Source organism: Fodinicola acaciae (genome assembly GCF_010993745.1).
GTDB lineage: Bacteria > Actinomycetota > Actinomycetes > Mycobacteriales > HKI-0501 > Fodinicola > Fodinicola acaciae.
Genome location: NZ_WOTN01000001.1, coordinates 1208028 through 1220533, shown reverse-complemented (window position 1 = coordinate 1220533; position 12506 = coordinate 1208028). Strand labels below are relative to the sequence as shown.

At 69.3% G+C, this 12506-nt stretch carries 14 protein-coding genes; 8 read left to right on the top strand and 6 right to left on the bottom strand.

From position 1 onward, the window contains the following. Window positions 1–31: 31 nt before the first annotated feature. On the bottom strand, window positions 32–679 hold the full coding sequence (locus GNX95_RS05635) for a hypothetical protein (RefSeq protein WP_163506068.1): 648 nt from the start codon (window positions 677–679) through the stop codon (window positions 32–34). Between the two features lie 50 nt (window positions 680–729). Between GNX95_RS05635 and GNX95_RS05630 the strand changes: the two genes are divergently transcribed. Together GNX95_RS05630 and GNX95_RS05625 are read left to right on the top strand one after the other, a co-directional pair. Further along, window positions 730–1113: a PIN domain-containing protein gene (locus tag GNX95_RS05630; RefSeq protein ID WP_163506067.1), complete on the top strand. Its 384-nt coding sequence runs from the start codon at window positions 730–732 to the stop codon at window positions 1111–1113. Between the two features lie 65 nt (window positions 1114–1178). Continuing rightward, window positions 1179–2381: an MFS transporter gene (locus GNX95_RS05625; protein WP_222853410.1), complete on the top strand. Its 1203-nt coding sequence runs from the start codon at window positions 1179–1181 to the stop codon at window positions 2379–2381. Here GNX95_RS05625 and GNX95_RS05620 read toward each other — a convergent pair. Together GNX95_RS05620 and GNX95_RS05615 are read right to left on the bottom strand one after the other, a co-directional pair. Continuing rightward, the gene (locus GNX95_RS05620) at window positions 2359–2871 is read right to left on the bottom strand and encodes a pyridoxamine 5'-phosphate oxidase family protein (RefSeq protein ID WP_163506066.1); all 513 of its coding nucleotides are present in this window, start codon (window positions 2869–2871) and stop codon (window positions 2359–2361) included. The genes GNX95_RS05625 and GNX95_RS05620 overlap by 23 nt on opposite strands. A 35-nt stretch (window positions 2872–2906) precedes the next feature. Next, window positions 2907–4229, bottom strand: coding sequence for a M20/M25/M40 family metallo-hydrolase (locus GNX95_RS05615; protein WP_163506065.1), 1323 nt, complete (start codon window positions 4227–4229; stop codon window positions 2907–2909). 14 nt (window positions 4230–4243) lie between these two features. Between GNX95_RS05615 and GNX95_RS05610 the strand changes: the two genes are divergently transcribed. Continuing rightward, window positions 4244–5008, top strand: a complete 765-nt coding sequence (locus tag GNX95_RS05610) for a helix-turn-helix domain-containing protein (RefSeq protein ID WP_163506064.1) — start codon at window positions 4244–4246, stop codon at window positions 5006–5008. Window positions 5009–5088: 80 nt separating this feature from the next. Further along, complete coding sequence (locus GNX95_RS05605; RefSeq protein WP_163506063.1) at window positions 5089–6297, top strand: N-acetylmuramoyl-L-alanine amidase; 1209 nt, start codon at window positions 5089–5091, stop codon at window positions 6295–6297. 22 nt (window positions 6298–6319) lie between these two features. Here the strand turns inward: GNX95_RS05605 and GNX95_RS05600 are convergent, their stop codons facing one another. Both GNX95_RS05600 and GNX95_RS05595 read right to left on the bottom strand, forming a co-directional pair. Then, window positions 6320–6664: a YkvA family protein gene (locus GNX95_RS05600; RefSeq protein ID WP_163506062.1), complete on the bottom strand. Its 345-nt coding sequence runs from the start codon at window positions 6662–6664 to the stop codon at window positions 6320–6322. 46 nt (window positions 6665–6710) lie between these two features. Next, window positions 6711–7982, bottom strand: a complete 1272-nt coding sequence (locus GNX95_RS05595; RefSeq protein ID WP_246281516.1) for an SLC13 family permease — start codon at window positions 7980–7982, stop codon at window positions 6711–6713. Window positions 7983–8131: 149 nt separating this feature from the next. On the opposite strand from GNX95_RS05595, the gene GNX95_RS05590 reads away from it, so the two are divergent. The 3 genes from GNX95_RS05590 (at window position 8132) to argG (ending at window position 11341) form a co-directional block, all read left to right on the top strand. Beyond that, complete coding sequence (locus GNX95_RS05590; RefSeq protein WP_163506061.1) at window positions 8132–9145, top strand: hypothetical protein; 1014 nt, start codon at window positions 8132–8134, stop codon at window positions 9143–9145. Next, a complete protein-coding gene (locus GNX95_RS05585; RefSeq protein ID WP_163506060.1) occupies window positions 9120–9836 on the top strand; it encodes a DsbA family protein in 717 nt (238 codons plus the stop codon). Before GNX95_RS05590 ends, GNX95_RS05585 begins: the two co-directional genes overlap by 26 nt. Window positions 9837–9898: 62 nt before the next feature. Then, window positions 9899–11341 (top strand): argininosuccinate synthase, encoded by a 1443-nt coding sequence (argG, locus tag GNX95_RS05580; protein ID WP_163506059.1) that lies wholly within the window; start codon window positions 9899–9901, stop codon window positions 11339–11341. A 3-nt stretch (window positions 11342–11344) separates the two neighbouring features. On the opposite strand, the gene GNX95_RS05575 is transcribed toward argG, so the two are convergent. After that, entirely contained in the window at window positions 11345–12235 is an 891-nt protein-coding gene (locus tag GNX95_RS05575; protein WP_163506058.1) for a LysR family transcriptional regulator, read from the bottom strand. Window positions 12236–12250: 15 nt separating this feature from the next. Here GNX95_RS05575 and GNX95_RS05570 point away from each other — a divergent pair, with 15 nt between their 5' ends. After that, a complete protein-coding gene (locus GNX95_RS05570) occupies window positions 12251–12505 on the top strand; it encodes a sigma factor-like helix-turn-helix DNA-binding protein (protein WP_163506057.1) in 255 nt (84 codons plus the stop codon). Window position 12506 lies beyond the last annotated feature (1 nt).

Sequence of the window (12506 nt, the reverse complement as noted above, 5' to 3'; positions counted from 1 at the left end):
GGAGACCCGACGCCGCCGCACCAGGGCGGGGTCAGGCGCCATCGTCGTCGAAGGGGTCGGGCTCGGCGACGACGGTTGGCTGGACCTGTTCGTCGATGCGCATGAGTACGGCGGTGCGGCGGCCGAGCAGGAACGGCAGGTCCTCCTGGTCGTCGTCCTCGTCCAGGTCGAGCGGCCGCGGCACGGCGTTGACCATGATCAGGCCAGCGCCGGCCCACAGCTCGGGTAAGTCCAGGCCGGCGAGTGAGCCGTCGGCGGCCTGCAGCAGCTCGTAGATCGCCTCGCCGACGTCGTTGATCTCCGCGTCGAGGTCCGACCAGTGCACGTCGTCGCCACCGGAGGAGTACGAGTCGTTGCGGACCTCGGTGGCGGCGACCAGCAGGTCCTCCACGTTCGGCACGGTGTAGTCGCGCCGCTTGCGCACCGAGATCGTCATGCCGTCGTGCACCAGCGACGACGGGTCCGGCCGGCGGCGGGTCGCCCGCACCGGCCGCCACGGCGTCACCTCGCCGGTGGTCGAACGCAGCCGGTGGCCGTATGACTCGGACGCCGCGGCCAGCGCGCGGAAAGCCTCCTCGATGGCCGGTTCGCTGCCGGACCGTACGGCCTCCAAGTGCACTTTCGCGGCGTGCGTGACGCGCTCGAGTGCGACGTCGAGGTCATCGCTGAATTCGCTCACTCCGGGGCCCTTCGTGCCTGGTTTGAGGGGGAACCTGCGACCCTATCGCGATGGCGCACATTCTCATCGTCGATGGCGCGAACGTGGTGGGGTCGCGGCCGGACGGCTGGTGGCGCGACCGGCTCGGCGCGGCCCGCCGGCTGCGCGCGGAGCTGGACGAATGGCATGCCGGGCAGCCGCCGGACAGCATCGACGTGATCTTGGTCGTAGAAGGCAGGGCGCGGCCGCTCGCGACTGAGGACGCGACCGGCGTACGGGTCGTCGCGGCGCCTGGCGAAGGCGACGACACGATCGTCGAGCAGGCGCGTGACGCAGCGCGAAATGCGCAAACGACGGTCATCACCGCCGACCGGGCATTGCGCGAACGAGTACGTGCGGTCGGCGCGCAGACGGAGTCTCCTCGCTGGCTGTGGTCGTTGCTCGGCAATGAGTAAGACAATCGTTGTCAATACACGCAACACCTGGTTGTAGCGCTAAGAAAAATGCCAGCCTGACCGGCGTGACAACCGCTCTCCGTCCGCGTACGCGCGATGTGCTGGCCAACCGCGAGTTCCGCGCGCTGTGGCTGGCCGAGTCCCAGTCGGCCGCCGGCGACCAGCTGGCCAAGGTCGCGTTGATGGTCCTGGTCTACGCACGCACCGGATCGGCGCTCTGGGCCGCCGGCGTCTTCGCCCTCACGTTCCTGCCGGCGATCGCCGGCGGACTCGGCCTGTCGCAGTTCGCCGACCGGTTTCCGCGCCGCAACGTGCTGGTCGTCTGCTCGCTCGGCCAGGCCACCTGCCTCGCGCTCATGGCGATTCCGCACATGCCGCTGCCGGTGCTGTGCCTGCTCGTCGTCCTCCAACAGTTTCTGCTGGCGCCGGCCAACGCCGCGCAGAACGCGCTCGCGCGCGAGGTCATCGAGGACGACGAGGTGTACGTACGCTCGCAGGATCTGCGGCAGATCAGCAACAACACCATCATGCTCGGCGGGCTGGCGGTCGGCGGCTTCCTGATCGCCGCTATCGGCACGTCGCTCGCGCTCGCGATCGACGCGGTGAGCTGCCTGCTCGCCGCCGCGACCGTGTGGCTGCTGCTGTCCCGCCGGCCGGCGCCCGGCGGCGAGATGACCAGCTGGTTCTCCTCCACCGGCTGGGTCTTCAAGCAGCGCCGGATGCGCGTCCTGCTGACGCTGTCCTGGCTGGTCGGCCTCGCGGTGGTCGTCGAAGGGCTGGCCGCGCCACTGGCCAAGGAACTGCACGCCGGCGACGCCGCGGTCGGCTGGCTGCTCGCCGCCGACCCGCTCGGCTTCATCATCGGCGCGTTCGTGCTGTCGCGGTTCTTCAACGCACAGGCACGGCTGTCGATGATCGGCATCCTTTCCACCGCGTCACTGGCGATCCTCGTGCTGTTCTTCTTCCAGCCGAGCCTGCCGTTGGCACTGTTCCTGCTGGTCGTCGCGGGCGCCACCGGCGCGTACCACATCTCGGTCATCTCGGCGGTCGCCACCTGGACACCGGCTGAGATGCGCGGCGGCACCAACGGCGTCTTCCGTACCGGCCTGCGCGTCTCGCAGGGGCTCGGCATCGCCGCCGGCGGCGTGATCGCCCAGCTGATCGGCTCCAGCTCCTACACGATCGCCATCTGCGCGGTCATCGGCCTGCTGATCGCCGTGCCGGCGACCATCTCCTGGGCTCGGCTCAAGCCGACTGTCGCCGCCTGACCAGCGGTACGGCCGCGCGGTGGTCCTTGGCGAGACCGTGCGCGGCGCAGGGCTGCCGTGGCTCACGCGGACAGAGGACCCACAGCCGCGTGGCGGCTGCCCGATAGAGGCGGTACGGCGCGTCGCCGGTCACGTCGTCCAGCGTCAGCTGTGCGCCGCCACGATCAGCCGCGCCTGGGTAGATCCTCAGTGCGCGGTCGAGGTCGTCGCCGGCCAGCGCGTACGCCTCGCCGGACGCGTACACGGCCCGACCGTGGTACGGCTGGACCGTCGAGTCGAAGATCACCAGGCTGACGTCCGGCCGCGCGGCGAGGTTGCGCGAGTGCTCCGCGTCGACGGTGGAGACCCAGATGAACTCGCCGTCCTCCCCCGGCGCGAAGTACACGGGCGAGACCCACGGCCTGCCGTCCGGATCGACCGTGGCGAGGCTCAGATAGCGGTTTCTGTCGATGAGTTCTCGTGCGTGAGCGGTGAAGTCGTGGTCGGTCATGACCGCCAGGGTGCCGCATCCGCGGTCACCGCCGATCAGGCGCTCTCGACAAACCTCCGGAGCACGCGTACGCCAAACCTCAGCGCCTCGGTCGGCACGCGCTCGTCGACACCGTGGAACAGCGCCGCGAAGTCCAGGTCGGCCGGCAGCTTGAGGGGCGCGAAGCCGTACGACCGGATGCCGAGGCGGTTCAGCGCCTTGCCGTCGGTGCCACCGGAGAGCATGTACGGCACCGGCCGCGCGCCCGGGTCCTCGGCGATCAGCGCGGCGGTCATCGCGTCGACCAGCGCGCCCTCGAACGGAAACTCCAGCGCCGGCTGCGCCTGGCCGCCGACCCACTCGCGGGTCACGTCCGGACCGGCCAGCTCGTCGATCGTCCGCTCGAACTCCTCCTGCGTGCCGGGCAGGAAGCGGCCGTCGATCACCGCCTCCGCCTTGCCCGGGATGACGTTGGCCTTGTAGCCGGCCGACAGCATGGTCGGGTTGGCGGTGTTGCGCAGCGTCGCGCCGATGATCTTGCTGATCGGACCGAGCTTGTCGACGGTCAGCTCCGGGTTGTCCAGGTCGACCTCGATGCCGAGCTCGGCCGCGGCCGCGCGCAGGAACGCCGCGACCGTGTCGGTCATCTGCAGCGGAAAGCGGTGCCGGCCGATCCGACCGACCGCCTCGGCGAGCGTGGTCACCGCGTTGTCGTCGTGGATGAACGAGCCGTGGCCGGCGCGGCCGGTCGCGGTCAGCTTCATCCAGCCGATGCCGCGCTCGGCGCCCTGGATCGGATAGAGCCGGCGGTCGGCGTCCAGGCTCACGCTGAAGCCGCCGACCTCGCTGACCGCCTCGGTGACGCCGTCGAACAGCTCCGGCCTGGTCTCGACCAGGTGGTGCGCGCCGTGGATGCTGCCGGCCTCCTCGTCGGCGAAGAAAGCCACCACCAGATCACGCGGCGGAGTCCAGCCATCGCGCTTCCATTGGCGTACGAGCGCCAGGATCATCGCGTCCATGTCCTTCATGTCCACGGCGCCGCGGCCCCACAAATAGCCGTCGTCGGTGATCTCCCCGGCGAACGGCGGATGCGTCCAGTCGTCGGCCTGCGCCGGCACGACGTCGAGGTGGCCGTGCAGCAGCAGCGCCGGACGCGACGAGTCGGTGCCGGCGATCCGGGTCACCACGCTGGCTCTGGTCGGCTCACTCTCGCTGACCGTCACCTCCAGCCCCACCTCGGACAGCTTCTCCGCCACGTACTCGGCGGCGACGCGTTCACCGGCGCTGGTCGCTGTCTCACCGGTGTTGCTGGTGTCGATCCGGATGAGCTCGCGGCAGAGATCGACGACCTCGTCCTCCGCGGTGACGGTGTTCGGCATGCTTTGATCCTGGCATGCCGAAGAGCCTCGAAGTCTCCCGGTCCACCGCGGCCGCGCTGGTACGCGTCGGTGGCCGTTTCATGACCAGCGAACACATGGACACCGCCGCCGAGCGCTATGGCATGCCAGGCACGGCACTCTACTTCCGCGGCCGGATCGGCGCGGCCGGATCGGTCGCGGCGCCAGTGGCGGTCAGCCTGCTCGGCCTGTTTCCGCGCTGGGTCGTGGAGATGACCTGGGAACAGACCAAGGCCCTTCCGGCGCAGGCGGCCGTGCCCGCGTACGTTGGCGCGCTGAGCGCGTGGAGCGCGGAGCGGCTCGCGGGCTTTCCCGGCGCCGACCGGCTGGTCGAGCTGGCCGAGAAGGTCATCGACCGCGCGGAGGCGACCGCGCTGCCACTGTTTGCCGGCTGGCGCGCTCAGTCGCGTCCGGACGCCACCTCGGAGCGAGCCGCGTACGCGCTGATGCTGCTGCGTGAACTGCGCGGCGGCCTGCACTTCGCCGCGCTGCGAGCGGCCGGACTGGACGTACCACTGGCCGTGCTCGGTGATCCGATCGGTGGCCTGCCGCGGTTGCGCCGCACGGCCTGGCGGCCTGAGGACATCGAGCCGCTGGTACGTCGTGCGGACGCCATGCCGGACCTGCGGGAGCGGTGGAACGGCGCCGAGGAGACGACCAGCGTGACGTTTGCGCACTGCCTCGCCGTACTCGCGGAAGACGAGGTGACCGAGCTGGGCGAGCTGATCACGGCCGCCGATGCTCTCTCATCCGACTCTTAAATCTCAGCGACCACTCTAGTCACAGACGGCATAAATCAGACATACTCCGACGAGTCAGTTGAGGGCTTTTGGGGGGTCTGATGAACCGTCGTACCATTCTGTCCGCTGCCGCGTTAGCGCCGTTCGCGCTGTCCGCTCCGGTCGAGGCGGCCACCGCACGCCGCGCGTCACTGCGGGCCACGACGACAGCGCACGAGCTGGAGCTCGGCAACCTCGGCACACCGGCGGCCGGGGTGACCGCCGCACCAGGACTGCCGCCTGGCGTACCAACCGCTGGCGAGGCCCCGCGGATGCACCTGATGCGCGGCAAGGCGGACGTACGGTCGATCCGCTTCCGCACCCAGGACGTGCCGGCCTTCTCGCTGGTCGGCCTGACGTGGGCCACCGAGCGACCGCAGGAGCTCTACAACGGCGAGGTGTCGATCGCCGTACGCACGACCGACGGCGCCGGCCGGTGGTCGGACTGGCAGGCAATCGGTCTCGACGACGCCTTCGACACCGCCAAGCAGGAGCGCACCGGCTCCGAACCGTTGTGGACCGGCGCCGCGGGCGGCCTCGAGGTCATCGTCTCCGGCTCCGGCGCCCGGTCGCCACGCGACGTGCGGCTCGCGCTGATCGACCCGGCGCGGCTGGACACCGACCGCGCGGCGCATCCGCGTACGTTCTCCAGCCGGCCGGACGTGCTGACCCGCAAGGACTGGAAGGCCGACGAGCGTCAGATGACCTGGCGGCCGGAATACTCCGACACGATCCGCGCGGTCTGCCTGCACCACACGGAGACCTCGAACAAATACGACGAGGAGGACGTGCCGGCGATCCTGCGGTCGATCTATCACTTCCACGCGGTCACCAGGAAATGGGGAGACATCGGCTACAACGCGCTGGTCGACAAGTTCGGCCGGGTCTGGGAGGGTCGCTGCGGCGGCATCGACCGGCCGGTGATCGGCGCACACGCGGGCGGTTTCAACTACCGCTCCGGCGGCATCTCGATGCTCGGCAGCTTCACCAAGGACGACGTGCCGCAGGTGATGCGCGAGGCGGCCGCGCGGTGGATCGGCTGGAAGCTCGGCACGTACGACCGCGACGCGCACGGCGACATCTCGATGACCGGCGGCCCGAACACCATGTATCGCCACCAGGTCACCGTCACGCTGCCGAGCGTCTGGCCGCACCGGCAGACCAGCCGGACCGACTGTCCCGGCGACGGCGGCATGCGCGCGATCGGCAACGTACGCGACCTCGCCGCGCGCGCCATCAAGAACGTCCCGTTCCCACCGGAAGCCGGCTGAGCCGCGCGGGCTGGCCTGGGAGTTAGCGCCTGGTGCCGGCGCTCGGCGACTGCTTGAGCGGTTGCCCCGGTGCGGTCAGCTCGGCGTCGGGGTCCTTGAGCTTCTTGGCGACATGGCCGAGATACGCGAGGGCCCCGACCAGCACCGCGATGTCGTCGATCAGCACCGGGTCCGGCAGCAGGTCGAGCGGGAAGATCGCGTACGCGATGGAGGCGAAGAAGGTGATCTTCGCGGCCACCGGCACGTCCGGCCGCATGACCATCCGGTAGTGCCGGATCACCTTGACCACCAGCCAGATGGCGATCACGCCGGTGACGATCACCAGGACGGCGATCAGCCCGATCCCGATCCAGTCCCACGTCGACATGGCGTCTCCTCCCCCGGCGGCGCGGCCTCAACTATAGCCGCGGCCGTCACAGGAGCACGAACAGTAACCAGGTGGCGGCCGGCGCGACCGGCACCATCGCGAACCCCCACCTGATCAGGCCGCGATAGAGCGCGTCGCGGTCGACGTCCGGTGCGCTCGCGACAGCCACGGCGCCGAGCGAGGAGAACGGTACGGCGTCGACGGCGGTCGCCGAGACGGCGAGCGCGATCGCCGCGCCGGTCACCGGCACGTCGCCACTGGCCAGGAACGGCACGGCGAGCGGAATGATGGCACCGAGGATGCCGATGCTGGAGGCGAACGCCGACGTGAGCGCGGCGATCAGGCACAGCAGCAGGATCGCCAGCAGCGGTGCCGCGATGCCGGCGACCGCACCACCGATCGCTTTGACCGCACCGATTCTCTGCATCAGCGCCACGTACGTGACTACGCCACAGATCAGCAACACGGTCGACCAGCTGATCCGGGCAACCGCGCCTTTGCTGCTCTCCGGCAGGAAAAGATGCAACAGGACAGCGGCGGTCAGCGCGATGACGCCGATGTCCAAACGGAAAGCCAACGCGCCGACGGCGACCAGCACGATCGCGGCCAGCGTGGCGATCAGCGGGATCCGGCCGACCGGCTTTTCCTCCGTCACCGCGTCGTCGTTCACGGGCGTACGGTCGCCGCGTTCTCGGATCAGTCGACGTCCACCGAAAACCAGGAAGGCGGCGCCGCCGAGCAACACCGTGAAGCCGAAGTTTCCGAGCCACAGCCACAACGCGCTCGCCTCCAGGCCGTTGCGCGCGATCGTGCCGTTCACGATGACGCCGAGCACGTTCAGCGGTGAGAAGTTGCCGGCGTTGGAACCGTTCAGCACCATGGCACCGGCCAGCCGCGGGTTGATGTTGTGTTTTTTGGCCAGCCGCAAGGCAAACGGCGACAGCAGCGCGACGCTGGCCGGACCGGCGGCACCGATGGTGGTCGGTATCGCCGCCACGAAGAACAACATCCACGGAATGACCAGCCGGTTCTGCCGCACCAGCCGGGCCGTGCCGTTGACCAGCCATTCGATGGTGCCATTGACGGCGGCGATGCCGAACAGATACGTCACGCCGACCAGCAACACGAAGACGTCAGCCGGAAAACCGGCCAGCGTCGCCTTCAGATCCTCACCGACCAGCAGAATGCCGATGCCGAAGGTGGCGATCAGCGCCAGCGCCCCGAGATTGACCGGCCGCACGGTCGCAATCACGAAAATGACCGCGAGCACGACGATCGAGATCAGGATCGGCATCGACACGGCGACCTCCGCTGACATGTGGTGTGATGAAAGCCGACCCGCCCCCGCTGACGGTCGTCGCGTGCGGCACAGCGTAGCGGGTCGGGCCGTACGACAACACCATCGGCCGTGTCCACACCAACTTTCGTCGGCTGCGCGGCACATCCGGCCGCCGTTTTACTGGCCGCATGAGACGACTCGTGCCGGTCATCGTCCTGATCCTGCTCGCGCCGACGGTGGCCGAGGTGCTGATCGGTGACCTTCCGTTCACGCCGAGCAGCGTCGCCGGATTTCTTTTCGCGGTGCCGGCGTACGGCGGCGCCGCCGTGCTGATCCGCGAACTGGTGTGGCGTCGTGGCCGCGGCTGGCCGAGCATTCTGTTGCTAGGCGCCGCGTACGGAATCGTCGAGGAAGGCCTCGCGCTGCGGAGTTTGTTCAGCGCCACCATCTATCACGGCATCGGACCGGACTGGGGTGCGCGGATTCTCGGCGTCAACGGTGTCTACGCCGAGGTGCAGATCATCAACCACGCGGTGTGGAGCATCGCCGTGCCGATCCTGCTGGTCGAGCTGCTTTTCCCGCGGTGGCAGCGCAAACCGTTGCTCCGCTGGTTTGGTCTCATCGTGACGACCGGGTTCTTCCTTGCCGGAGTGGCGATTTTCGGCCTCTCAGCGCGTACGACCCTGGATCCCGGCGGTGTCGTGCCGTCAGCGTCGCTCATCGCGGCGGCGGTGGTCGTCGTCGCGCTCGCGATCGCCGCGCTCATCGCAATTCCGCGCGCGCAGGCCGTACGCGGCAATCGGACGACGCCTACGCCATGGCTGGTCTTCGTGACCGCTCTCGTCGGCAGCTTCATGGCGCTCGGCGTCCTGGTGCTGCCGGCACGCGCGCACCTCCTCCACGCGCCGCTGGTCGTCGTCCCGATGCTGGCCTCGGCGGCAATCGTCGTCGTCATGTGGCGCCTTGTGAGCCGCTGGAACAGCGACGACCGGCATCTGCTGGCGCTTGGCGGTGGCACGCTGCTCGGCCACTCGTTGTTGTGGGGCCTCACACAGCCTCAGACGACGCGCGACCGGTTGGTGGTCGCCGCCTTGATCGTCGTGACCGCCGCGATTTTGGCCGCCTGGAGTCGCAGGCTCGCCGGAACCAGGTCGCCGCACGACGCGTCCGATCCGCATGGCGTCCAAGAGCAAAGCACGTGAGATCGCCGCCAAGCGGCTCGCCGCACAGCGTCGCCGGCAGCGGCTGGTGACCGGATCGGTGACCGGCGTCATCGCGGTTTCGTTGCTGGTCATCGCGATCGTCGTCGGTGTCGTGATATATCGTACGAACTCCGCCGCTCCGGCGGCCGCGCCGGCGGGAACATTAGCCGGCATCACCGTCGGAAAAGCCAGCGCCGCGGTGAAAATCGACATCTACCTCGACTTCATGTGTCCACATTGCCGCGCGATGGAACAGGAAGTCGGTCCCACGTTCGACCGGTACGTGCGCGCCGGCACCGTACGCGTCGTCTACCACCCGGTCGCCTACCTCGACGACAGGTCCGCCGGCACGCGGTATTCGACCAGAGCGTCGGCCGCATCGGCTTGCGCGCAACAGGCAGGGACGTTCGACCGGTTCCGCGCACTGCTCTTCGACAACCAGCCGGCCGAAGGCTCGGCCGGACTGACCGACGATCGGCTGGTGGCGCTCGGCCGGCAGGCCGGTGCGACCGGCGCCGACTTCGACCGATGCGTACGCGATGGCCGCTACACCGCCTGGACGACGGCAATCACCGACGACGCCTCCCGTCATGGCGTCTCCGCCACGCCGACCGTCATCGTCGCAGGCAAGGCAATCGACGGCCCGATCACACCGGCGACCCTCACCGCAGCCATCGAAGCCGCCAAGTAACGGTGCGTGAGCCGGGTCGCACCGGCTTGCATGACCATGCATCGATATGAATAATTATTCCCATGTCCAAGGTGCTCACCTCCCTGCCTGTCGGTGAACGCGTCGGGATCGCCTTCTCCGGCGGCCTCGACACTTCGGTCGCGGTCGCCTGGATGCGCGACAAAGGCGCGATCCCGTGCACCTACACCGCCGACATCGGCCAGTACGACGAGCCCGACATCGAGTCGGTGCCAGGTCGCGCCGGCGCCTACGGTGCCGAGCTCGCGCGGCTGGTCGACTGCAAGGCGGCGCTGGTCGAGGAGGGCCTGGCGGCGCTCACCTGCGGCGCCTTCCACATCCGCTCGGCCGGCCGCAGCTACTTCAACACGACGCCGCTCGGCCGCGCGGTCACCGGCACGCTGCTCGTACGCGCGATGCTCGACGACGACGTGCAGATCTGGGGCGACGGCTCGACCTTCAAAGGTAACGACATCGAGCGGTTCTATCGCTATGGCCTGCTGGCCAACCCGGCGTTGCGGATCTACAAGCCGTGGCTGGACGCCGACTTCGTCGGTGAGCTCGGTGGCCGCAAGGAGATGTCGGAGTGGCTGCTCGCGCACGACCTGCCGTATCGGGACAGCACCGAGAAGGCGTACTCGACCGACGCGAACATCTGGGGCGCCACACACGAGGCCAAGTCGCTGGAGCACCTCGACAACGGCATCGAGATCGTCGAGCCGATCATGGGCGTACGGTTCTGGGATCCGTCGGTGGAGATCCTCGCCGAGGACGTGACGGTCGGCTTCGAACAGGGCCGGCCGGTCAGCATCAACGGCAAGGAGTTCGCCACCGCCGTCGACCTGGTGCTGGAGGCCAACGCGATCGGCGGCCGGCACGGCCTGGGCATGTCCGACCAGATCGAAAACCGGATCATCGAGGCGAAGAGCCGCGGCATCTACGAGGCGCCCGGCATGGCGCTGCTGCACGCGGCGTACGAGCGGCTGGTCAACGCCATCCACAACGAGGACACGCTCGCCACCTACCACAGCGAGGGCCGGCGGCTCGGCCGGCTGATGTACGAGGGGCGCTGGCTGGACCCGCAGGCGCTGATGCTGCGCGAGTCGCTGCAGCGCTGGGTCGGCACCGCGGTCACCGGTGAGGTGACGCTGCGGCTGCGGCGCGGCGAGGACTACTCGGTCCTGGACACCTCCGGCCCGGCGTTCAGCTATCACCCCGACAAGCTGTCGATGGAGCGTACGGAGGACTCGGCGTTCGGGCCGGTGGACCGGATCGGCCAGCTCACGATGCGCAACCTGGACATCGCCGACTCGCGCGCCAAGCTGGAGCAGTATGCCGGGCTCGGCCTGGTCGGCTCGCACCAGGCGCTGATCGGCACGCCGCAGCCGCCGACCGGTCTGATCGGTGCGATGCCCGAGGGCGGCGCCGAAGCGATCGCCTCGCGCGGCACCGACTCCAGCGCCGACGTGGCGCTCGACCGCGCCGCCATGGAGTCCGGCACGGACTGAGGTTCAGGTCAGCGTCATGAAGTCCGGCTGACCGACCACGAAGTCGACGAAGGTCCGTACGGCCGGCGCCGGCCGGCGGCCGTACGACCAGACCAGGGACGGCCGCCAGCACGGCTCCGGCTCGAGCCGCGCCACGCGTACCGGCGGACCAGGTGCCTCGGCGACCGACAGCGGCATGATCGCGGCGGCCAGTCCGACACTCGCCAGGATCCGCGCCGTGCTGTATTCGCGGCTCTCGAAGCGCGTACGCGGTGTCGCCCCGGCCGCGGACAACGCCGCGGCGATGAGCCCGCTCAGCGCCGATCCGTCCGGATACGCGACCAGATCCATGCCGTCCAGTTCGGTGACCGCGACCGTCGGCGCGGCAGCCCAGCTGACCGCCGTGACCAGCACGAGCGGCTCGCTGCCGAGTGGATGCACCGCCAACTGGCGGCTGTCGAGCCCGTCGGAAGTGGCCAGCGTGGCGACGTCGAGGCGGCCGGCGGCCAGACCCGCGATCATCGCCTGCGTGTTGGCCTCGCGCAGGTCCACGTCGACGGCCGGATACGCCTGGCAGAACGCCGCGAGTGTCCTGGCCAGCTGCGCCATCACTCCGCGCGCCGCGCCGAGCCGGATCCGGCCGCGTACGCCACCGGCCCACCCCAGCATCTCGTCCTCGACCGCGACCAGATCGCCGAGGATCCGCTCGGCGTGCTCGCGCAATGCGGCGCCGGCCGGCGTCAGTTCGACACGGTGGTTGTCGCGCTCGAACAGCAGCAATCCCAGCTGCCGTTCCAACCGGCGAATGTGCTGCGACAGCGCCGGCTGCGCGATCCGCAGCGACTCCGCGGCCCTGGTGAAATGCAGCTCGCGCGCGACCGCCTGGAAATACTCCAGCTGGCGGGAGGTGATCATGCCACCATCGTATTTATGAGTAGCCGGATACTCAGGCGTGGCGCGATGATCCGGCCGTACGGTCCGGTGATGGCGGGATCGGACGGCGACCGCGCAAAAGCGATGGCGGCTCTGCCGGAAGCCTACGCACGCGCTCTGGAACTGCGCGAGCTGGGGAAATCGGCGGCCGACATCGCCGCCGATCTCGACGTGCCGGTGTCGGCGGTGCCGACGATGTTTCGGCTCGCCGACGCGAAACTTCGGACCATCCTGGAGTCGGCTGACGAATAGC